The sequence below is a fragment of the Streptomyces sp. NRRL F-525 genome (assembly GCF_000716605.1).
In the GTDB taxonomy this organism is placed as follows: domain Bacteria; phylum Actinomycetota; class Actinomycetes; order Streptomycetales; family Streptomycetaceae; genus Streptomyces.
In genome coordinates, this window is sequence record NZ_JNXE01000025.1 from 13,468 (window position 1) to 32,983 (window position 19,516).

The window sequence follows — 19,516 nt, forward strand, 5'->3', positions numbered from 1 at the left end:
TGCGTACAGGTCCCGATGGCCGCGTCCTCACCACACGCCCCACAGGAGAGACGACAAACACGCGCCCCTGGATCCACTTCCCCCACAGCCGTACCGGAGGACCCCCGAAGTGCCGCACTCCCCCGACGACTTCGCCCCCTACGCACACACGAGCCTGCCCAGGCTGCGCACCACCGCCCACCTGCTCTCCGGCACCCCGGGCGCCCCCGGAGAGGCGACCGAGCTGACGCGGAGAACCCTGGTGCGGGTGTGCGCGCGGTGGCGCCGAATACCCCGGGCCGACGTGGACTTCTACGTACGGCGGTCCCTGGTCGAGGAGTATCTGCGCGGAGCGCGGGGCCGGACCCGCCGCGCGAAGGCCCAGCGGGCCGTACTCGTGCTGCTGCACTGGGAGGGCCTGCGCGAGGCGGAGATCGCCCAGCTGCTCGGCTGGTCTTCCGGTGCGGTGAGGAGCCGGGCCCGGCGGGGGCTGGCGGTTCACGGGGGTGACGCCGAGCACCTGCGGGAGCTCTTCGCCGAGGCCGCTGCCGGCCTGGTCCCGTCCGACGACGTTCCGCTCGACGCCGTGGAACAACGCGGCCGGGCGCTACGACGGCGCCGTGGAGCAGCAGTCGCGGCAGCCTGCGCGCTGCTGCTCGTGCCGGGGGTCGTGTTCGGCGCGGACCGGTTCATGAGCGGCGGTTCTACGGCCGGTTCGGGCGGCGCGGTTTCCGACGTGGCGCAGAGCCCGGTCCGGATCGTCGCACCCGGCGAACGGGTGGACGCCGTACCGGGGGTGCAGGTCTGGCTGACCACCGACGGCAAGCACTGGTCGACACCCGAGGCGCAGAACCTGTTCCTCAGCCTAACCGGTGACGGATCCGAGAGCGGTTACAAATACCGACACAGCTACCCGAAAGGCACCTACGGGAACGACTCCCAAGTCGGCGCCGAGAGCGGGAAACCGACCGTCTCCGTACAACCCGACCCGCTGAACGACACGTCGTACTTCCTGTCGGGCCTCTACCGCGGCCTGTCCGCCGACCCGGCGCGCGTCGAGGTCACCGTCGAGGACCGCCGAATCACCGGTACGGTCCTCACGCTCGCGGGCAGCCCCGGCTGGGGCGTCTGGTACGCGCGCACACCGCTGTCGCCGGAGGAGCTGAAGGCGAGCTCCGTCGACGGCGGCCCGACCGTCACGGTGTACGACGCGGCCGGCAACGCCGTCGCACGGGGCGGGGCGGCCGAGTGAAGCGCCGTATCCGCACCCGGGCGCGCGCCCACCTGCGGCGCATCCCGCTCCGCCTGCGCCTCCGCCGCACCCGGGGCCGCCTGCTGCGCCGACTCCTCATCGCCTTCGTCCTCCTGATCGCGTCCCTCTGCACGGCGGCGGTCGTCGCGTACCGTCTGACGGACATCCCCGAGCCACACCCGGAGACGGTCACGCAGAGCACGGTCTTCGTGGACGACAAGGGCTCCTACCTGGGCCGACGCGGCCCGGTCGACCGCCAGGAGATACCCCTCTCGCAGGTCCCGCGATACGTCCAGGACGCGGTGATCGCGGCCGAGAACCGCTCCTTCCGCACGGACGACGGCGTCTCGCCGCGAGCCATCGCCCGAGCGGTAGTGGCCTCCCTCACCGGCGGCGAACGGCAGGGCGGTTCCACGATCACCCAGCAGTACGTGAAGAACGCCCTGCTGAGCCCCGAACAGTCCCTGTCCCGCAAGGCCCGCGAGGCCCTGATCGCGATCAAACTCGACCGCACCCGGTCCAAGGACGACATCCTGGCGGGCTACCTCAACACGGTCTACTTCGGCCGGGGTTCGGCCGGAATCCAGGCCGCCTCCCGCAACTACTTCGGCGTGGACACCCGGAACCTGACCGTCTCCCAGGGCGCCGCGCTCGCGTCGATCGTCAACATCCCGTCGTACTACGAGAAGGCAGGCTCCGACCCGACGGTCACCGCGACCCTCAGGGCACGCTGGACCTGGGTCCTGGACGCGATGGCGGCAAGCGGCACCATCACGGCGAAACAACGCGCCGACGCCACCTTCCCGGCCTTCCGCTTCTACCCGCCGGGCACGACCGAGGGGCAACGGCAGTACATGATCGACGTGGCGGCGCAGGAGGCGGCGGACCGACTGGGCATCACCGAGGACCAGTTGGCCCGCGGCGGCTACACGGTCCACACCACGTTCGACCTGGCCCTCCAGGACGCCACGACGGAGGCGGTGAAGAACCTCAAGGCCGGCAAGGGTGACAAGGAGGGCAAGGAAAGCAAGGACGCCAAGGCCACCACGCTGCACACGGCGGTCGTGGCGATCAAACCCGGCGACGGAGCGGTCCGGCTCCTCTACGGCGGCTCGGACTACGCCCGCCAACCGTTCAACGACGCGGTGCGCGGCGCCGTAGAAGCGGGAACGGCCCTGGACCCGTTCAACAAGGTCCGCCTCACCGCCCCCCTGACCGACCTCCAGAAGACCCCCGCCCCCACCCCGCTGAAACTGGCCTCGGCCTACGCGACGGTGGCGGCGAACGGCGTGTACGCGACCCCGTACACGATCACGAAGATCACCCGCGACGGCCGGCAGGTGTACACCGCACACCCCGACACACGGCGCCTGCTGGACGAACGGGACGTGTTCATGGTGAGCGCGCAGATGTCCAAGACATCCGAGGCGATCCCATCACCCCTCGCCGCCCAGAAGACCCTCCAGACCTCCTTCACGGCCGGAGCAGGCGGCGGCACCACCCGCCGAACCCTCTGGTCCACCACCCTCGACCCCCGACTCACCCTGACCGTCGCCCTCTTCGCCGACCGCCCCGGCGAGAAGAAGAACACGACGGCACCGGCCCAGCTACCGAACGATCCGCCTCCGGCCGAGTCGGCGGAGGAGACAGCGGCCCAGATCTGGGGGCTGGCCACGGCGGGGGCGGGGTAGGCGGGGCTTCTCTATCTCTGGGTAGAGGCTCCGCTCCTCCGTCGCGTCGACGAATCGACGGCCGGGCGACGGAATGCTTGCGGCCATGGACATCACTTCGCTCACCGTCGTACTCAGCGTGATCGTCGTCGTCTCGGCCTCGGTCCTCATCGCCTTCAACGAACCGCCGTTGTGGGTCTACGTGTTGAGCTGCGCGGGGTCGTTCCCGTTGGGCAGTGTGCTGTTGCACGGGCCCGACTTCACCTCCGCGATCGAGGACGGTTCGGCCGCCGCGTGGGCGCTGCGGCTGACCGTCACCTTCACCGTCACGGTCGTGCTGAGCTTCCTCTTCGGCAAGGACAGCCGCGCGGGCGCCGGGAGCGCCGACCGGCAGGCGCGGCAGTTCGGCGTCCGCTGACCTTCATGACCCGCATGACCTTCTTACGAACCTGGGACGTCGGTCAGAAGTGCCCACTATGGGCGTTTCATCCCGTCGACCTCGGTCTAGCGTTGCGAATCGTCCGGCGACGAGCGTGAGAACCCCGCCGGCCCCCATTCCCCTTTCCTGCAAGAGGAGTACGCACGCATGACCATCACCAAGGCCCGCGTCATCGGCACCGGCGCCGCCCTCGCCGCGGCCGCCCTCTTCGCCGCGCCCGCGGCCGTCGCCGCCGACGCGCACCACGCCCCCGGCGCCCGTGCTCAACTGCGCGGCAGCTCAAGCGTGTTCGCGCAGAGCGACAACACCGCCGCGAACACCGTCGTGGCCTACGCCCGCGCCGCCGACGGCACCCTCGCCCAGAAGGGGGTCTACGCCACCGGCGGCAAGGGCGGCATGCTGGCCGGTACCGTCGCCGACCACCTCGCCTCGCAGGGGTCGCTCGCCTACGACCGGCACCACCAGCTCCTCTACGCCGTGAACGCGGGCAGCGACACCGTGACCGTCTTCGCCGTGCACGGCACGCAGCTGCGGCGGGTCCAGGAGATCTCCAGCGGCGGGAGTTTCCCGGTCGGCGTGACCTTCCACGGCGACCGGGTCTACGTCGCCAACACGCTCGGCGGCGGTTCCGTCCAGGGCTTCGTACGGACCGGCGAACGGCTGGTGAAGGTCCCCTCCTGGCATCGCGACCTCGGTCTGGACAAGGCGACTTCGGCCGTGGGGCAGATCTCCTTCACCCCGGACGGTTCGAAGCTCGTCGTCACCACCAAGGCCTCGGGGCAGAGCATCGACGTCTTCCCGGTCGACGGCGCCCACGGCGGACCGTCCGCGCGGCCCGTGGTGACCTCCACCCCCAGCGCCGTGCCGTTCGGGTTCGCCTTCGACTCCGCCGGGCGGATCCGGGTGACGGAGGCCGGGACCAACTCGGTCGGCACCTTCACGGTCGGGCGTGACGGCGGGCTGACCGCGAAGGGGACCGTCCCGACGGGGCAGACCGCCACCTGCTGGGCTGTGACGGCAGGTGATCACCTCTATGTCTCCAACGCCGGCAGCGGCACCCTCTCGGGCTACCGGGTCGGCACCCAGGGCCAGTTGACCGCCCTGGGCAACACGGCCACCGACGCCGGCACGGTCGACGCGGCCGCCTCGTCGGACGGCCGGTACCTGTACGTCCAGACCGGCGTGAAGGGGGTCGTGGACGGGTTCCGGGTCGGGGCGAACGGGTCACTCACCGCGATCGGCTCGGTCGTGGTGCCGGGGGCGGTCGGCGGCGAGGGGATCGTCGCCGGCTGACCGGGACCGGTGGGCCCCGGACCCGTACCCCTCTCGGCTCGTTTTCGTTGGCACCGCATCCAATCCAAGGTCCCGGCAGGAACGGATTACGCCCGGACATGTCCCGACCGCGGAGGCCCTCGGTGAAAGAAGCAGTGCATATCGGCAGGAACCCGGCAGCGGGGCCCGACCTGGAGGAACTGGTCGGCCGGGTGGCCCTCGGGGACGAGGACGCCTTCGCGGGGGTCTACGACGCCGTGGCGGGGCCGGTGCTGGGTGTCGTGCGGGCGGTACTGCGCGACCAGGCGCAGTCGGAGGAGGTGACGCAGGAGGTGCTGGTGGAGGTCTGGCGGACCGCTCCCCGCTACCGGCGCGACCGCGGCACCGCCGTCAACTGGATCCTCACCCTCGCGCACCGCCGCGCGGTGGACCGGGTGCGCTCGGTGGACGCCGCGGCGGCCCGGGACCACAAGGCCGCGCTGCTGGCACAGCTCCCCGAGTACGACGAGGTGGCCGAGCGCGTCGAGGCCCGGCTGGAGCGCGAACAGGTACGGCGCTGTCTGCGCACCCTGACCGAACTCCAGCGCCAGTCCGTCACCCTGGCGTACTACCGGGGCCTGACCTACCGCGAGGTGGCGGAGGCGCTGGCCCTGCCGCTGGGCACCGTGAAGACCCGCCTGCGCGACGGACTCATCCGGCTGCGCGACTGCCTGGGGGTGACCGCGTGACGACCACCGACCTGCACCGGCTGACCGGTGCCTACGCCCTGCACGCGCTGCCCGACGACGAGAGCACCGCGTTCGAACGGCACCTCACGGGCTGTGAACCCTGTGCGGAGGAGACCGCCGAGCTGAGCGCGACCGCCGCCCGCCTGGGCCTCGCCGTCGCCTCGACGCCCCCGGCCGCACTGCGCGCACAGGTGCTGCGCCGGATCACCGGCGTCCGCCAGGAGACCCCCGGCAGGCGCCCCCAGAACCGCACCGCGCTGGCCCGCCTGCGGAGCCGTACGCTCTCCCGCTGGGCGCTCGCCGCCTGTCTCGCGGCGGCCACGGCGCTCGGCGGTACGGCGGTGTGGCAGTACCAGCGGGCTGAGGACGCCCGCGACCAGGCACGGCACGCCACGCAGGCGTCGGACGAGATCGCCGCCGTGCTGGCCGCCCCGGACGCCCGGACCCGGGCCGCCGGACTGGCCGGTGGTGCCACGGGTACCGTCGTCGTCTCGCGCGACCGGGACCGGGCCGTGTTCGTGGTCTCCGGGATGGCCCGGCCGCCGGGCGGCAAGGTCTACCAGCTGTGGTTCGACGACGGCGGAACGATGCGGTCGGCCGGTCTGATGAACCCCGCCCGCACCGACCAGGCCGTCCTGCTGCAAGGCACCGTCGACGGCTCGTCGGGCATGGGCATCACCGTCGAACCGGACGGCGGCTCGCCCCACCCCACCTCCGCCCCGCTCGCGCTGATGACCTTCCCGAGCTGAGGCGGGGGGGCACGCGGGCGGCCCGGTCAGACGAGCCCGGTGACCGTCACGGTGACCCGCGGCGCGGACCGCGTCGGCGCCAGGGCGTCCAGGTGCCGCGCGACGGTGTCCCGGACCCCGCGTGCCACGTCCACGGTCCTGGCCCGGCGCAGCGCGACCACCTGGATCTCGACCTGCCAGGGACCGTCACCGTCCGGACGGCTCATCCGCACCCCGGCGGGCGCCGCCCCGGGCCGCGACACCGCCGACCGCAGCCGGTCCGTCAGCCCCGGCCGGAGAAAGGCGACCCCGGAGACCCCCTCGACGGCCGTGGCGACTTCCGCGGCGAGCGTCGCGAGCGCCGGGTTCCCGTACGGCGCGGATTCCTCGGCGTGCTGCGCGGTCATGCGGCACCGCCTTCCTGATCGTCGGGCATCGAGCTGGGCACCAGGTCCGTGACACGGATGTCAACTGCCGTGACCCCCATGCCCAGTTCACGGTCCGCCGCCTCCCACACCCGCTCGCGCACCCGGGCCGCGAGCTCGGGCAGCGGGGCGTCGGCCGGGGCGTGGATCTCCAGGCGGACCTCCACACCGTCGCCGCCGTCGCCGTCGCGGAGCCGGCAGGAACCGGCCCGGACCCCCGGGACCGACTCGGCCGCCGCACGCAGGGCGCGGGCCACGACCGCCTCCATGATCCAGAGGTCCTCGGCGGGTTCACCCAGGGGCAACGGGCGCCCCGGGCGCAGTTCGAGGCGTACGACGTCCATGATCCGGCGGGTCAGCGGTTCGGTGTCGTAGGCGGAGGCGGTGGTGTCCGTCTCCGCCTGGAGGCCGCGCACCACGGACTCCAGATCGTCGAGTCCGCGCACCGCCTGGCGGCAGTGCGGGCAGGTGCGCAGGTGCGGGTCGTCCGCGCCCCGCTCCCAGTCGTCCCAGGTCCGCGACAACAGCCGTCCGCAGGGCAGGAGTTCGTCGTCGGCCGGGGCGGCGGCCGTGGTGTTCGGCTGGTCGGTGCGGTCGGTCATCGCCGGGCCCCCATTGCTTGGGTCAGAGATCGGCGGGCGCGGAACACCCGGGCGCGGACGGCCTCCTGGCTGATGCCGACCGCGTCCGCGATGAACTCGTAGGAACGGCCGTCCAGTTCGCGCAGCACCCAGCACGCGCGCTGTTCGGCCGAGAGCAGGTCGAGGGCCTCGCGCAGTTCACGGACCGCGCCGCGGCCCTCGGCGATCCGGGCCGGGGAGGTGGTGTGTTCGGCGGCGGGCACGTCACCGGCCGCCTCCAGCGAGGCCACGGGTCTGCGCGAACGCAGCACGTTCAGGCAGCGGTTGGTGACGATCCGGTACATCCAGGTGCCGAAGGCGCTGCGCCCCTGGAACTCCGGCAGCCGTCGCCAGGCACTGAGAAAGGCGTCCTGTACGGCGTCCTCCGCCTCCGCGCCGGTACCGAGCAGACTCGTGGCGAGCCGGATCAGCGCCGGTGCGTGCCGGTGCACGAGCACGGCGAAGGCGTCCTCGTCCCCCTCCGCGGCCCGGACCGCCAGCAGGGCGTCGTCCGTGCCGTCCGCCGGGGTCCGGGTGTCCGGTGGTGCGTTCTGTGTGCGGGGCCCCGCCACTGGGCGGCTCCTCTCGTCCGGTCTGTACGAGGGTTGGACACGGCCGCGCCGTCCCTGTGACGCGCGTACACCCTCCCTCTTTTTTTCCGGAGCCGAGGCGGCCGCGGATTGGCCCGGAAAAAGAATTCATCCGATCGTGGGGCGACCAATCCGCGCGGCTTTCGGAACCGGATTCCCCCCGTGACCGAGAACGAGCGGAAACCCACCAAAGCACTGCTGCCGTTGGCCGCGCTCAGCGGCGCGCTGGCGGGTCTCGCGGCGCTCGCGGTCGCCGAGGCCGTGGCGGGCGGGGTGCGTCCGCAGGCCGGTCCGGTCGTCGCGGTCGGGGGCGCGGCGATCGACCGTACGCCCGCCGCCGTGAAGGACTGGGCGATCCGCCATTTCGGCACGGACGACAAACTCTTTCTCCAGCTGGGAATTCTCGCGGTACTGGCGCTTTTCGCGCTGGCCCTGGGAATGGTCGCGCTGCGATTCCGGCGCACGGGCGCGGCCGGTGTGCTGCTGTTCGGGGTCGTCGGCGCGGTCGCGGCGACGGGCCGGCCGGACTCCACGGGGATCACGGACGCGCTGCCCTCCGTGGCCGGCGCCGTCGTCGGGGCCGGGGTGCTGTACGTCCTGGCCGGCCGCCTCCGGCCGCAGGTACCGGCCGCGGACACCGTGGCGCCACCCGGTGCGGGATGGGACCGGCGCGGTTTCGTGATCGCGGCGGGCGCGGCCGCCGTCGGGTCCGCCGGTGCCGGGCTGCTCGGCCGTTCGCTGAGCGGTGCCGGCGGCCGGGACGCGGTCGCCTCCCGCCGGAACCTGGTGCTGCCGACGCCGGGCTCCCGTGCGAGGCCCGTACCGAAGGGCGCCCAACTGCGCGTCCCCGGCGTCAGCCCCTTCATCACCCCCAACGGCGACTTCTACCGCGTCGACACCGCCCTGGTCGTGCCGAAGATCGACGCCACGACCTGGCGGCTGCGCGTCCACGGACAGGGCGTACGGCGCCCGCTCACCCTCACCTTCGACGACCTGCTGCGGCGCGACCTGGTCGAGCGCGACATCACGCTCACCTGTGTGTCGAACGAGGTCGGCGGCCCGTACGTCGGGAACGCGCGCTGGATCGGCGTACAACTGGCTGATCTGCTCGCCGAGTTGGGGGTCAAGCCGCCCTCCGAGGGCGGCCCGGCCGACCAGTTGGTGGCGCGTTCCGTGGACGGCATGACGATCGGCAGCCCGGTCGAGGACCTGATGGACGGCCGCGACGCCCTCCTCGCCGTGGGCATGAACGGCGAACCGCTGCCCTTCGCGCACGGCTTCCCGGTCCGCATGGTCGTGCCCGGCCTGTACGGCTTCGTCTCGGCCTGCAAATGGATCAAGGACATCGAACTCACCACCTTCGACGCCTACGACCCCTACTGGGTCAAGCGCGGCTGGGCCCGCAGGGCGCCGATCAAGACCGAGTCGCGGATCGACACCCCGAAGCCGTTCGCCCGGCCCAGGGCCGGGACGGTCATGGTCGCCGGGGTCGCGTGGGCCCAGCACCGCGGCATCGACCGGGTCGAGGTCCGCGTCGACGACGGCCCCTGGCAGGAGGCCCGGCTGGCCGCCGAGGACACCCGGGACACCTGGCGCCAGTGGTCCTTCCCCTGGCAGGCGACCAAGGGCGGCCACACCCTCACCGTCCGCGCCACCGACCGCACCGGCGCGCTCCAGACCGCGAAACGCGCACAGACCATCCCCGACGGCGCCAGCGGCCGCCACTCCGTGGTCGTGACTGTCGACTGACCGACCCCACAGACCGCCTTTCCCACCCCCGTGTACCGGCGGCGTCCGTCGCCGTACCGATCTAACCGATCTAACCGATCTACAGGAGAACCCTCATGAGCACCCGTATCCGCATCCGCCGTACCGCCGTCGTCCTCGCCGCGACCGCCGTACTGCCACTGGCCCTGAGCGCCTGTTCGGACGGCAGCGGTGATTCCGCGAAGTCGTCGGCATCCGCCACGTCCGCCTCCCAGGACGGCATGACCGGGTCCACCGCCGCCGCCTCTGCCGACCAGCCCTTCGGCACCGGCTGCGCGGCCGTCCCGAAGAGCGGTTCCGGTTCCTTCGACGGCATGGCGCAGGACCCGGTGGCCACCGCCGCCTCCAACAACCCGGCGCTGTCCACGCTCGTGGCCGCGGTGAAGAAGGCCGGGCTCGTCGACACCCTCAACAACGCCCAGAACATCACCGTGTTCGCGCCGACCAACGACGCCTTCGCGAAGATCCCGAAGGCCACCCTGGACAAGGTCCTGAACGACAAGGCCCAGCTGACCAAGATCCTCACGTACCACGTCGTGGGACAGCAGCTCACGCCCAAGGACCTGGAGAAGGGCTCCTTCGACACCCTGGAGAAGTCGAAGCTGACCACCGCCGGCTCCGGTGAGTCGTACACCGTCAACGACTCCGCGAAGGTGGTCTGCGGCAACGTCAAGACCGCCAACGCCACCGTCTACATCGTCGACACGGTGCTGATGCCGACCAGCTGACGGTCGGCTGACGCCTTGAAGGATTTCCGTGCCCGCCGCGTCACAGACCCGGCGGGCACGGGTCTGAAGAAGTGAGAGCACATCGGCCACGAGACAGAAAGAGGTATGCCATGACCACGCAGACCGCACCGGTCGCCACCCAGGTCCGCCCCACCAAGGACCCGGCCACCACCGACGTCTCCGGCGGAGCCACCGGCGCCGACCAGCCCGCCGCCGACCGCGGCCGTACATCGATCGCCGATGTCGTCGTCGTGAAGGTGGCCGGGATCGCCGCCCGCGAGATCCCCGGCGTCCACGACATGGGCGGCGGCCTCTCGCGCAGCATCGGCGCCGTGCGCGACCGCGTGCCCGGTGGCCGCCCGAACGTGGGGCGCGGCGTGAAGGTCGAGGTGGGCGAGCGGCAGACGGCGATCGACCTGGACCTGGTCGTCGAGTACGGGGTGTCCGTGATGGACGTCGCCCAGGACGTGCGGGAGAACGTCATCTCCGCGGTCGAACGCATCACCGGCCTCGAGGTTGTCGAGGTGAACGTCACCGTCAACGACGTCCACCTGCCCGACGAGGACGAGACCGGGCACACCGGCGAGGCCCGGGTGGAGTAGGGCGCCCGGTCAGGGGCACGGGCAGGAGTGGTGGATCCGGTGGAGAGGTGGAGGTGGACGGGCATGAACACACCGTTCGTCGGCATGATCGCGGGCATGGCCCTGGCGTTCGCCGGCTGGTTCGGCGGCTTCGGCGCCTTCCTGCTGGTGGCCGCGCTCGGCGGCCTCGGCTGGGCCGTGGGCCGCTGGTACGAGCGCGGCGGCACGGTCCAGGACGTACGGGACGCGTTCGAACGGAGCCGTCGATGACCACCGCCGCAACGGCGCCCGCGACCGCGACCTCCGCCGCATCCCCACCCGTACCCGCGCCCGCCGCGCAGCGGGGCACCACCACCGTCTCGGAGCGCGCGGTCCGCCGGATCGCCGAGCGGGCGACCACCGAGGCGCTGCCCGGCCGCGCGGCCCGGGCGACGGCGACGGTACGGGGCCGGAAGGCGGAGGTGTCCCTCGGCGTGACGCTGCCCTATCCGGCCCCGCTGGCCGACGGCGCACGGGACGTCCAGCGCCATGTGGTGGAACGTACGCGGGAGTTGACGGGCCTGGACGTACCGACCGCACGCGTCAACGTCACCGCGCTCGCGGCGCCGAGATACTCCCGCGCTCCAGTGCCCCCGGTCGAGGAGACCAACTCCCTTGGAACACCCAGGCATTGGTGGTCCGGCCGCCGCGTCCCGGTGGCCCTGCTGACCTCGGTGGCGGCCGTGGCCTGCGGCGCGCTCGCCGTGGACCTGATCGAGGTGCACCTGGCCCACCGTGCGGCGGCGGCCTGGCGCGTCTCGGCGGTGCACTGGCTCTCCGGGCACGGCCCCGGGGACCCGGCCGTCGTGATCGCGGGCGGCCTGACGGCCCTGCTCGGCGTCTGGATGATCGTGCTCGCGGTCACTCCGGGTCTACGGCACCGGTCCACCGTCCGTACGGAGGCCGAGCGCGTCGACGCCGCCGTGGACCGCTCGGCGGTCGAGTCCCTGGTCCGCGACGCGGTGGCCGACGTGGCCGGTGTCGGGGCGGTACGGGTCCGGGTACGACGCCGGAGGATCGCGGTGCGGGCGGGGCTGGCCTTCGGTGACCGGGCGGAGGCGTCGGCCGCGGTGACGGCGGCCGCGCACGCCGCCGTCACCTCCTGCCGGCTGCGCCGCGAACCCCGGATACGGGTCACCGTCACCCCGGACCCGGTGTGGCAGCCGCCCAAGCCGGCCCCGGTGCCGGAAACTGTCGTAGCCACGAACGGTCTTGACGGTTGACGCACTCCAACTGCTCGGCGCCCCCACCCACATCACCCGATCCCCCCTGAACCGCCGTCCCCATCAAGGAAGTTGACCAGTGATGCGCGCCACCCACACGGCCTTCAACCGAACCGCCCTCGGTGTCACCGGACTTGGACTCCTCCTCGCCGGTTCCTGGCTCGCGGCCACGGACCGGACCGTGGCGCGCCGGCTCCCGTCCTGGTGGCCCGCGCCCGACACGGGTGCCGTGCTGCTGGGGCCGGGATGGCTGGCGCAGATGCGGGGCGAGGGCTGGTGGACGCCGAGCGTGCTGGCCGGGGCGATCGGGCTGACCCTGGTGTTCGCGTACTGGGCGCTCAGGCAAGGGAGTTCGGGGTCGGGGCGGCGGCTGGCGCTCCCCTCCCCCGGCTGCACGGTACGTCCGCAGGCGCTGGCCGAGGCGTTGGCGGCGCGGGCGTCGGCCGTACCCGGGGTGGCACGTGGGCACGCGCGGGTGTCGCCCCGGCGCGGGCGGCGGCTGGAGGTGGAGCTGCGGGTCTGGCTGGACCCGGACACCTCCCCCGACGCCGTACTCCCCACCCTCCGCACGGTGACGGCGGAAGCCGAGGGCGCGGCGGCCCCGTACACCACCCGCACCCGGCTCCGGCTGAGCGCCTCCTCGCACCGGGCGCCCCATGTCCGCTGAGCCGTACGTCGGCCGGGTCCGCCGGATCGCCGGGTTCCGGCCACCGGCGGCCTGGTGGCCCGCGCTGCGCCGCACACCCGTGTCGTTGTGGAACGACGACATCTCGGACTACGCGGCGGCGCTGACGTACTACGCGATCCTCGCGGTGCTGCCGGCGATGCTGGCGACGGTCATCGCGTTCGGGATGATCAGCCCGGACACGGCGGAGGAGTTCGTCACCCACGTGACGGCGTACGCCCCGGCGGATTCCGGCACGGAACTGCACGCGGCGCTGACTCACGTACTCCGCACGGACCGTACGGCGTGGCCCTTGCTGGTGGCGGGCAGCGTCAGCGCGCTGTGGTCGTCGACGAGCTATCTCGCCGTGTTCCGCCGCGCCCTGCACCGCATGCACGGCACCCAGGACCGGCGCTCACCCTGGCGCAAGGCACCGCGCATCGTGCTGACGGCGCTGGTGCTGCTCGGCCTGCTCCTCGTCGGCTCCCTCACGCTCCTGCTGACGGGCCCGCTCGCGGAGGCGGTCGGCCGGATGGCCGGGGTGGACGAGACCGCCGCCTGGGCATGGGACCTGCTGCGCTGGCCGGTACTGCTGTGCCTGGTGGCGCTGCTCGTCGTGGTCGTCTTCCACACCGGCCCGGCGGGCGCGCGGCGCCGCGGACACAGCCTGCCCGGGGGCGTGCTGGCCGCCGCCCTGTGGCTGATCGTCTCCGCGGGCTTCTCGACGTACGCGACGACGCTGGGTGCCTACAGCAGGTTGTACGGGTCGCTGTCGGGCAGTGTCGTGTTTCTGGTGTGGCTGTGGCTGTCGAACCTGGCGCTGCTCAGCGGGGCGCAGTTCGCGGCGGAGTTGGCGAAGACGCGCGAGGCAGCGTGACTCGGGCGGTGTCGGTCGGCGTCAGGGGAACGGCAGGGTGCGGGCGAAGAGGGTGACGAGGACCAGGGTGGCGGGGAAGAGGGCGAGGAACATCGCGAAGGTGTAGCCCATGATGTCGCGTGCCTTGAGCCCGAGGATCGCCAGGGTGGGGAGCATCCAGAACGGTTGCAGCAGGTTGGCGCCGGCCTCGCCGAGGTCGTAGACGACGACCATCCAGCCCTGGTTGACGTGGAGTTGGTTCGCCGCGTCGAGGACGTAGGGCGCCTCGATGACCCACTTGCTGCCGCCGCTGGGGACGAAGACGCCGAGGACGCAGCTGTAGATCGCGATGAAGGCCGGGTAGAGGAACTCGTTCGACACCGAGACCAGCCAGTCGGCGATCGTCCGGTGCAGGCCGGTGTACGCGATCATCCCGAAGATGCCGCCGTACAAAGGGAATTGGAGCAGTACGCCCGAGGTCGCGGGGACGCCGTCACGGACCGCGCGGGCGAGGTTGACCGGCCGCCAGTGCAGGATGAGCGCCAGCAGGATCAGGATCAGGTTGATGGTGTTCAGGTCGAGGGCGTTGAGCGGGTTGCCCGCGGTGTTCGCGAAGTGCCGGGCGAGGTACCAGGCGCCGAGGAGGAACAGCAGGATCGTGAAGACCGGGCTGTGCTCGATCCATTCGCCGGGTCTGCCGCGCCGGCTCTCGGACCGCTCCAGGACGAGGGCGGGGCCGAGGTCGATCCCGAGCCGTTCGGCGGTTCTGGCGTTCTCCGGCGCGGGTGACAGGAGCCAGGCCATACCGACGGCGATCACGAAGATGATGGCGGTGGCCACCACGCCCTGCCACAGGAAGATGGTGTCGGTGAGCGGGATCAGTCCGCTGCCGCGCCCCTCCGCGATGACCTTCTGCACGGACTCGGGGCTCGACCCCGCGCTCGCCACCTGCAGCGCGGCCGAACCGGACAGGCCCTGGGCCCAGACCGTGCCGAGTCCCAGGAAGGCCATCGCACCGAGGGCGCGGTAGTCGACGCCCGGGACGCGGCGGGCGATCTCCTTGGCGAGGATGGCGGTGAAGACGAGGCTGAAGGCCCAGTTCGCGTAGGCGGTGAGCATGGCGACGGCGGCGGTGAACGTGATGGCCCCGCGCGGGGTCGCGGGCCGGGCGGCGAGGCGGGCGATGAGGCGTCCCACGGGCGGGGAGACCGCGACCGCGTACCCACCGATGATGATCATCGCCATCTGGAGGGTGAAGGTGATCAGGGACCAGAATCCCTGACCCCACGCGTCGACCAGACCGAAGCCGCTCGTGGCCGTCGGGTCGGCCGGCGCGCCGAGGAGTTTCTCGCCGGAGGCCAGTCCCAGCGCGAGAATCAGGAAGGTGCCGACCAGGACGAAACCCAGCGCGTCGGGCAGCCATTTCTCGGTGAAGTCGGTGAAACGCAGCGCCAGCCGGGCGATCCAGGTCTCGCCGCCTCTCGCCGTCGATTCGGGCGCTTCGGGCACGGCTTCGGACATGGTGCTCCTCACCTCATCGCCGATAACGTGGGATATGCGGATATGCGGATATGACGTGCCGATGCGGCTTGCCGGTATGGCCTACCGGTATGGCCTGCCGGTGCGGCGCGCCGATATCACCGTCGAAAGGAACTCGGCCGGGACCGGAACCGTAGACCGCGTCCACGCACCCGGGCCGGGCGCGTTCCCTCTTGGCGCGGGCATTCCATCAAGTAGGCGCCGAAGTTCCACACCGCACGGCGCGCGGGCACGGAGACTGGCTGACGAGCGACCGGAGAGCAGGTTCGAAGGGCATGAACGACAGGACTGACACCGAGCCCGCACACGGCATCGCGCGCGCCCCGCGCGGGAGGTTCTCCGCCCGTCTGATCGGCCCGTGCACGGGAGAGCGGCGGGCCGTTCTCCGGCACCAGTGGGACATCCAGGCGGGCCGGTCCGTTCCGCTGCCGGCGGCCGGGCTGACGAGTTCCGAGGATTCCCGGGCGAGCATCCGCGGCCTCAGAATTCATGACGTTCTGATAACGAAGCTGTGTTATGCGTCCACGGCGGCCGACAAAACCTGGATCGATTCCCGCTATTTCTCCGACATGCTGGTCGTGGATGTCGTGGAGAAGGGTTCCTGGAGTTTCGACCGCGCGCGCGATCGCGACCAACTGGTGGTGCCGGCCGGGCAGTTCATCGTCCGGCACACCGGTCCGTCCTGGCGGTTCGCGGTAGAAGCACACACGAACACCACGACGAAACTGGTCCTCCCCGTCGCCCATCTGGGGCCGCTCATCCACCGGCGGCCGGTTCTCGGCTCCGCGGACTCCGCCGAGATGCGGCTGCTCCTGGCGCACGCGCGCATGATCGACGACCGCCTCGACGACCTCTCCCCGGCCGGCGCCAGGGCCGCCCGCAACGCCCTCCTCGAACTGGCCCTGGGCGTCCTCACCCAGCAGGTCGACGGAACCGAACCGCAGCTCGCCCCCGCCCTGGTCCAGGCGGCCAAGGATCTCGTCCGCGGCCACCTGTCCGACCCGGAACTGTCACCCCGGATGCTGGCCCGCGAGCTCAACATCTCGGTACGCACCCTGCACCGCGCGTTCGCCGCGACCGACGAGTCCGTCACCGCCCACATCCGCCACCAGCGCCTGGAACAGACCCGCCTCGCCCTCACCGGCCCGCTCGCCCGCCCCGGCGTCTCGGAACTCGCCCGGTTCTGGCAGTTCGCCGACACCAGCCACTTCGTCCGCGCCTTCAAGAAGCAGTACGGCCAGACACCCGCGCAGTACGCCCGCTCCCAGGACGCTCCCCGGACCTGACCGATACGCCGGTTCCGCGCGGGGCGTCCCGCGACTCAGACGGTGCCGAGCGTGCCTGCCTTGACGCCGGCGACGAAGGTGGTGAAGGCGTCGGCGGGGAACTCGAGTACGGGGCCGGTGGGGGTCTTGGAGTCGCGGACGGGGACGATGCCGCGCGAGGCGACGAGGTTGGCGGCGACCTCGATGCAGTTACCGCCGTTGTTGCTGTACGAGGACTTGAACCAGCGCGGGGATTCGGTCGTCACGAGATGCCCTTTCGTACAGTGCCGTCTTTCTGGTGTGGCTGACTCAGACGGTGCCGAACGTGCCCGCCTTGACGCCCGCGACGAAGGTGGTGAAGGCGTCGGCCGGGAACCCGAGAACGGGACCGGTCGGGTTCTTGGAGTCACGGACGGGGACGATGCCCTGCGGGGCGACGAGGTTGGCGGCGACCTGGACGCACTGGCCGCCGTTGCTGCTGTAGGAGGACGTAAACCAACGCGGGTTTTCGGTCGTCACGGTGTGCCCTTTCGTACCTGTTCGATCATGGCCACGGACGCCGCTTGAGACAGCGCTTCGGCCTGTAGCTGATGGTAGGCCGTCAACATGGGCTGTACGAACTTCATATCGCGCTCTAGCCGCCCTTGTTGCGCGGACTCGGCGTACGCAATGTGGCCTCTATCCGCAAGGGTCAAGAGCGTCACCGGCAGGTCGAACGCTCGCCGCTCCCCGAGATCGTAGGGAGCAATTTGGAGGACCGTAGAGGGCAGCTCGGCGAACGCGGCAAGCTTGTCCAGTTGGCTTGCCATGACCTCTGGGCCACCGACCGGTCGCCGTATGCAACTCTCATCCAGCACTGCGTAGATGAGCGGCGGAGGGGTCCGCTCTAGTGACGCCTGTCGATGGGCAAGGAGTGTCAGTCGTTCCGCTGCCTGCTGCTGTGTGATTGCCCCCCGTCGAACAGCGCCCGTCGTGATCGCTGCCGCGTACTCCGCGGTCTGGAGTAGTCCCGGCACGATGCCGAGTTCAAAGAGCCTGATCTCTGCCGCGTGCACCTCCTGTGCGACGTACTCCGGGAACCCCTCTAGAAGCGCGGTCTCCCGCAGGGCCCGCTCTTCGCGTTCGAGTAGATCACCAGTCCCGAACGCCTTGTCAGCACTTGTAGCGAAGCGGGGAGTTGGGGACCGCCGACCAGTTTCGACGGCGGAAATATGCGTCCCTGAGTACCCCATGCGTACACCTAGCTCGTCCTGGGTCCAGCCGCGTTCGTCCCGCAACCTGCGGAGACGCTCCCCAAACTTTGCGACCGGCGAACTTTCGGGCTCTAACTCTTTCCGATTCAACAGGTCCCGCCCAACTCTCCGTGCAACGTGCGCAAGTTGAAGACTGCTTCAGCCTAGGCCACGCTGAATCCCCTTGGTAGTGGAACCACTACGGAGAGGAGCGACACATGTCCGGTGAGACGGAACCCCCTCAACTCCCCGCCCCCGGAACACTCTTGGTGGATTCACGCGACCGGATCGGCGAGTTCCGCGGTGAGTGGTGCGGGCTCTGGTCCCTGCGGCCCGTCACGGGCGGAACTGAATGGACCGTGAACCCCGAGGACGTACAGCCGGCGAACCCTCAACAGCGACTGCACGCCGAGACCGCCCGCGCCAACGCCCGCAGCCGGGGTGACGTGCTGTGACCGTCCCGATCCGCCGCACGTTCCGCTTCGTCGACTGGACGCTACGGCCCGACCACGACCCCGATGCCCCACCGCTGACATACGCGTTCCGCTGCCTCGCGCTCAAGGACGACGACACCGAGTGCGCCGACACGTCCTCCCCGAGCAACGACCCGACGGAACCACAGACTTGGGCCTTCGCCCACCTGCGCGAGCACCCCGGGCACACCAGCTACGCCGAGGTGATCGAACGGCCGTGGGTTATGTGGGAGGAGGGCCTGACAGCGTGATAGGCAAGACGTGATCACAAGCCTTGGGAGGGGCCGCATGAAGCGGAAGACATTGATCATCACGGGGGTTGCCGTCCTCGCGTTCGGCGGGGTGGTCGCGCTGTTCGAGGACGACGGAGACTCCGCGACGGCCGACAAGGCGAAGCCGTCGGCCACGGCATCGGCGACAGCGGAAGCCAAGCCGTCGGCCACCGCCACCGCATCCAAGCCGAGTTCGGTCGTACCGTCGCCGGACGTGGCACAGACCGCGGCGCTCATCCGGGCACTGAGCGCCGTCGATCCGGGACTGACTGCCAAGGAAGACAGGGCAGTTGACCGGTCCCGGAACGTCTGCTCGGACATCAAGGGCGGCAAGGACACGGCCACCGTCCGGAGCAACGCCAAGGCACGGTTCGAGGGCGGCACCGTGCCGAGCCTCACCGACGGCCAGGCGGCGAACATCGTGACCGCCGTGCAGTCGGCTTTCTGCAACTGACCGGACGAGCGAGGCTCATCGCATCGCTCAGAGCACCGGAAACTCCGCCGCCCCGTAACACCCTTCAGGCAACGGATCGGGGGCGGACCCCGCGTCGAGGAGATGGGCGACCAGGGCAGCCGCCGTGTGATGCCACAGGCCGTGACGGCGCAGCATCCCGTGGTCGCCCCCGGCGATGATCGCCATACCGGCCCGCGCCCCCGCCTCGTCCCGTGCCCGGCGTACGCAGTCCGCCGTCTCCGCGGGCGAGGTGACATGATCCCGTTCGCCGTGCAGGGCTACGACATGCCGCCCTGCCGCCTGCTCGACGGGTTCCCCCGGCGGCCACCACGGGGCGAGCGCGACCACGCCCGTCACCAGCGGGTGACCGGCGGCGTGGAGGGCCGCGCGACCGCCCATCGAGTGGCCGAGCAGGACCGTCGGTACGGGACCGGCGAGTTCGGCCAGGGCGTCCAGCGCGCGCAGGGTGTCGTGGGCCGGGTCGGCGCGGTCGCCGTTCCAGCCGCGGACGCGGTAGCGGACCTGGGCGACCAGGATGTCCTGGTGGGGCAGACCGGCGGTCACCGCGCGGACGACCGGGGCCATACGCAGCGCGGCCAACTGCCAGGGGCGGGCGGGGCGTTCGCTCTTCGCCTGGCCGCCGTGCAGCACGAGGACGGCGGCCCGGGGGTGCGGCGGATGCCGGCGCACCTTCAACGGAGCGTGCTGACCGAGAGGTCG

Annotated in this window: 25 protein-coding genes; 17 read left to right on the forward strand and 8 right to left on the reverse strand. The window is 71.4% G+C overall.

Features of this window, described 5'->3' with window-relative positions:
- Positions 1 to 109 precede the first annotated feature (109 nt).
- The 6 genes from OO69_RS30275 (at position 110) to OO69_RS30300 (ending at position 6,089) form a co-directional block, all read left to right on the forward strand.
- Complete coding sequence (locus OO69_RS30275; RefSeq protein ID WP_033284016.1) at positions 110 to 1,231, forward strand: sigma factor-like helix-turn-helix DNA-binding protein; 1,122 nt, start codon at positions 110 to 112, stop codon at positions 1,229 to 1,231.
- Positions 1,228 to 2,922 carry a transglycosylase domain-containing protein gene (locus OO69_RS30280; protein ID WP_234444567.1) on the forward strand — a complete coding sequence of 565 codons (1,695 nt, stop codon included), beginning with the start codon at positions 1,228 to 1,230 and terminating at the stop codon, positions 2,920 to 2,922. The genes OO69_RS30275 and OO69_RS30280 overlap by 4 nt, the downstream gene beginning before the upstream one ends.
- Positions 2,923 to 3,007: 85 nt before the next feature.
- The gene (locus OO69_RS30285; RefSeq protein ID WP_051801276.1) at positions 3,008 to 3,319 is read left to right on the forward strand and encodes a hypothetical protein; all 312 of its coding nucleotides are present in this window, start codon (positions 3,008 to 3,010) and stop codon (positions 3,317 to 3,319) included.
- A 168-nt stretch (positions 3,320 to 3,487) separates the two neighbouring features.
- Entirely contained in the window at positions 3,488 to 4,633 is a 1,146-nt protein-coding gene (locus OO69_RS30290) for a lactonase family protein (protein WP_051801277.1), read from the forward strand.
- Between the two features lie 122 nt (positions 4,634 to 4,755).
- Positions 4,756 to 5,340 (forward strand): sigma-70 family RNA polymerase sigma factor, encoded by a 585-nt coding sequence (locus tag OO69_RS30295; RefSeq protein ID WP_033284017.1) that lies wholly within the window; start codon positions 4,756 to 4,758, stop codon positions 5,338 to 5,340.
- A complete protein-coding gene (locus OO69_RS30300) occupies positions 5,337 to 6,089 on the forward strand; it encodes an anti-sigma factor (protein ID WP_033284018.1) in 753 nt (250 codons plus the stop codon). Before OO69_RS30295 ends, OO69_RS30300 begins: the two co-directional genes overlap by 4 nt.
- Before the next feature lie 26 nt (positions 6,090 to 6,115).
- On the opposite strand, the gene OO69_RS30305 is transcribed toward OO69_RS30300, so the two are convergent.
- From OO69_RS30305 to OO69_RS30315, 3 genes are read right to left on the reverse strand one after another with little or no spacing between them, the layout of a single operon-like run.
- Positions 6,116 to 6,475 (reverse strand): hypothetical protein, encoded by a 360-nt coding sequence (locus OO69_RS30305; protein ID WP_033284019.1) that lies wholly within the window; start codon positions 6,473 to 6,475, stop codon positions 6,116 to 6,118.
- A complete protein-coding gene (locus OO69_RS30310; RefSeq protein WP_033284020.1) occupies positions 6,472 to 7,095 on the reverse strand; it encodes a hypothetical protein in 624 nt (207 codons plus the stop codon). The genes OO69_RS30305 and OO69_RS30310 overlap by 4 nt, the downstream gene beginning before the upstream one ends.
- Entirely contained in the window at positions 7,092 to 7,685 is a 594-nt protein-coding gene (locus tag OO69_RS30315) for an RNA polymerase sigma factor (protein WP_033284021.1), read from the reverse strand. Before OO69_RS30315 ends, OO69_RS30310 begins: the two co-directional genes overlap by 4 nt.
- 180 nt (positions 7,686 to 7,865) lie before the next feature.
- Between OO69_RS30315 and OO69_RS30320 the strand changes: the two genes are divergently transcribed.
- The 7 genes from OO69_RS30320 to OO69_RS30350 all read left to right on the forward strand — a co-directional run bounded on the left by OO69_RS30320 (position 7,866) and on the right by OO69_RS30350 (position 13,582).
- Entirely contained in the window at positions 7,866 to 9,452 is a 1,587-nt protein-coding gene (locus OO69_RS30320) for a sulfite oxidase (RefSeq protein ID WP_033284022.1), read from the forward strand.
- A 95-nt stretch (positions 9,453 to 9,547) separates the two neighbouring features.
- Positions 9,548 to 10,198 carry a fasciclin domain-containing protein gene (locus tag OO69_RS30325; RefSeq protein WP_033284023.1) on the forward strand — a complete coding sequence of 217 codons (651 nt, stop codon included), beginning with the start codon at positions 9,548 to 9,550 and terminating at the stop codon, positions 10,196 to 10,198.
- A 110-nt stretch (positions 10,199 to 10,308) separates the two neighbouring features.
- Positions 10,309 to 10,800 carry an Asp23/Gls24 family envelope stress response protein gene (locus OO69_RS30330; RefSeq protein ID WP_033284024.1) on the forward strand — a complete coding sequence of 164 codons (492 nt, stop codon included), beginning with the start codon at positions 10,309 to 10,311 and terminating at the stop codon, positions 10,798 to 10,800.
- 63 nt (positions 10,801 to 10,863) lie between these two features.
- Positions 10,864 to 11,049, forward strand: a complete 186-nt coding sequence (locus OO69_RS30335; protein WP_033284025.1) for a hypothetical protein — start codon at positions 10,864 to 10,866, stop codon at positions 11,047 to 11,049.
- Entirely contained in the window at positions 11,046 to 12,041 is a 996-nt protein-coding gene (locus OO69_RS30340; RefSeq protein ID WP_234444568.1) for a DUF6286 domain-containing Asp23/Gls24 family envelope stress response protein, read from the forward strand. The genes OO69_RS30335 and OO69_RS30340 overlap by 4 nt, the downstream gene beginning before the upstream one ends.
- A gap of 82 nt (positions 12,042 to 12,123) precedes the next feature.
- Positions 12,124 to 12,708, forward strand: coding sequence for a hypothetical protein (locus OO69_RS30345; protein WP_033284026.1), 585 nt, complete (start codon positions 12,124 to 12,126; stop codon positions 12,706 to 12,708).
- Positions 12,698 to 13,582 (forward strand): YihY/virulence factor BrkB family protein, encoded by an 885-nt coding sequence (locus OO69_RS30350; protein WP_033284027.1) that lies wholly within the window; start codon positions 12,698 to 12,700, stop codon positions 13,580 to 13,582. The genes OO69_RS30345 and OO69_RS30350 overlap by 11 nt, the downstream gene beginning before the upstream one ends.
- A gap of 21 nt (positions 13,583 to 13,603) precedes the next feature.
- On the opposite strand, the gene OO69_RS30355 is transcribed toward OO69_RS30350, so the two are convergent.
- A complete protein-coding gene (locus OO69_RS30355) occupies positions 13,604 to 15,082 on the reverse strand; it encodes a short-chain fatty acid transporter (protein WP_051801278.1) in 1,479 nt (492 codons plus the stop codon).
- A 293-nt stretch (positions 15,083 to 15,375) separates the two neighbouring features.
- Here OO69_RS30355 and OO69_RS53600 point away from each other — a divergent pair, with 293 nt between their 5' ends.
- Entirely contained in the window at positions 15,376 to 16,386 is a 1,011-nt protein-coding gene (locus tag OO69_RS53600; protein ID WP_267885218.1) for a helix-turn-helix domain-containing protein, read from the forward strand.
- 35 nt (positions 16,387 to 16,421) lie between these two features.
- On the opposite strand, the gene OO69_RS30365 is transcribed toward OO69_RS53600, so the two are convergent.
- From OO69_RS30365 to OO69_RS30375, 3 genes are read right to left on the reverse strand one after another with little or no spacing between them, the layout of a single operon-like run.
- Complete coding sequence (locus OO69_RS30365) at positions 16,422 to 16,631, reverse strand: DUF397 domain-containing protein (protein WP_033284029.1); 210 nt, start codon at positions 16,629 to 16,631, stop codon at positions 16,422 to 16,424.
- Positions 16,632 to 16,674: 43 nt separating this feature from the next.
- Complete coding sequence (locus OO69_RS30370) at positions 16,675 to 16,884, reverse strand: DUF397 domain-containing protein (RefSeq protein WP_033284030.1); 210 nt, start codon at positions 16,882 to 16,884, stop codon at positions 16,675 to 16,677.
- Entirely contained in the window at positions 16,881 to 17,711 is an 831-nt protein-coding gene (locus OO69_RS30375) for a helix-turn-helix domain-containing protein (protein WP_033284031.1), read from the reverse strand. Before OO69_RS30375 ends, OO69_RS30370 begins: the two co-directional genes overlap by 4 nt.
- A 104-nt stretch (positions 17,712 to 17,815) precedes the next feature.
- Between OO69_RS30375 and OO69_RS30380 the strand changes: the two genes are divergently transcribed.
- From OO69_RS30380 to OO69_RS30390, 3 genes are read left to right on the forward strand one after another with little or no spacing between them, the layout of a single operon-like run.
- Entirely contained in the window at positions 17,816 to 18,052 is a 237-nt protein-coding gene (locus tag OO69_RS30380; protein WP_033284032.1) for a hypothetical protein, read from the forward strand.
- The gene (locus OO69_RS30385; protein ID WP_033284033.1) at positions 18,049 to 18,321 is read left to right on the forward strand and encodes a hypothetical protein; all 273 of its coding nucleotides are present in this window, start codon (positions 18,049 to 18,051) and stop codon (positions 18,319 to 18,321) included. Before OO69_RS30380 ends, OO69_RS30385 begins: the two co-directional genes overlap by 4 nt.
- 37 nt (positions 18,322 to 18,358) lie before the next feature.
- The gene (locus OO69_RS30390) at positions 18,359 to 18,796 is read left to right on the forward strand and encodes a DUF732 domain-containing protein (RefSeq protein WP_033284034.1); all 438 of its coding nucleotides are present in this window, start codon (positions 18,359 to 18,361) and stop codon (positions 18,794 to 18,796) included.
- 27 nt (positions 18,797 to 18,823) lie between these two features.
- Here OO69_RS30390 and OO69_RS30395 read toward each other — a convergent pair whose 3' ends face one another.
- A complete protein-coding gene (locus tag OO69_RS30395; RefSeq protein WP_033284035.1) occupies positions 18,824 to 19,492 on the reverse strand; it encodes an alpha/beta family hydrolase in 669 nt (222 codons plus the stop codon).
- Between the last annotated feature and the right edge of the window lie 24 nt (positions 19,493 to 19,516).

What these genes read in the sequence shown, in the direction of transcription:
- OO69_RS30350 (WP_033284027.1), top strand. Translation starts at nt 12,698, where the DNA reads ATGTCCGCTGAGCCGTACGTCGGCCGGGTCCGCCGGATCGCCGGGTTC.
- OO69_RS30345 (WP_033284026.1), top strand. Translation starts at nt 12,124, where the DNA reads ATGCGCGCCACCCACACGGCCTTCAACCGAACCGCCCTCGGTGTCACC.
- OO69_RS30305 (WP_033284019.1), bottom strand. Translation starts at nt 6,475, where the DNA reads ATGACCGCGCAGCACGCCGAGGAATCCGCGCCGTACGGGAACCCGGCG.
- OO69_RS30355 (WP_051801278.1), bottom strand. Translation starts at nt 15,082, where the DNA reads ATGTCCGAAGCCGTGCCCGAAGCGCCCGAATCGACGGCGAGAGGCGGC.
- OO69_RS30325 (WP_033284023.1), top strand. Translation starts at nt 9,548, where the DNA reads ATGAGCACCCGTATCCGCATCCGCCGTACCGCCGTCGTCCTCGCCGCG.
- OO69_RS30380 (WP_033284032.1), top strand. Translation starts at nt 17,816, where the DNA reads ATGTCCGGTGAGACGGAACCCCCTCAACTCCCCGCCCCCGGAACACTC.
- OO69_RS30335 (WP_033284025.1), top strand. Translation starts at nt 10,864, where the DNA reads ATGAACACACCGTTCGTCGGCATGATCGCGGGCATGGCCCTGGCGTTC.
- OO69_RS30340 (WP_234444568.1), top strand. Translation starts at nt 11,046, where the DNA reads ATGACCACCGCCGCAACGGCGCCCGCGACCGCGACCTCCGCCGCATCC.
- OO69_RS53600 (WP_267885218.1), top strand. Translation starts at nt 15,376, where the DNA reads ATGAACGACAGGACTGACACCGAGCCCGCACACGGCATCGCGCGCGCC.
- OO69_RS30290 (WP_051801277.1), top strand. Translation starts at nt 3,488, where the DNA reads ATGACCATCACCAAGGCCCGCGTCATCGGCACCGGCGCCGCCCTCGCC.
- OO69_RS30285 (WP_051801276.1), top strand. Translation starts at nt 3,008, where the DNA reads ATGGACATCACTTCGCTCACCGTCGTACTCAGCGTGATCGTCGTCGTC.
- OO69_RS30310 (WP_033284020.1), bottom strand. Translation starts at nt 7,095, where the DNA reads ATGACCGACCGCACCGACCAGCCGAACACCACGGCCGCCGCCCCGGCC.
- OO69_RS30330 (WP_033284024.1), top strand. Translation starts at nt 10,309, where the DNA reads ATGACCACGCAGACCGCACCGGTCGCCACCCAGGTCCGCCCCACCAAG.
- OO69_RS30390 (WP_033284034.1), top strand. Translation starts at nt 18,359, where the DNA reads ATGAAGCGGAAGACATTGATCATCACGGGGGTTGCCGTCCTCGCGTTC.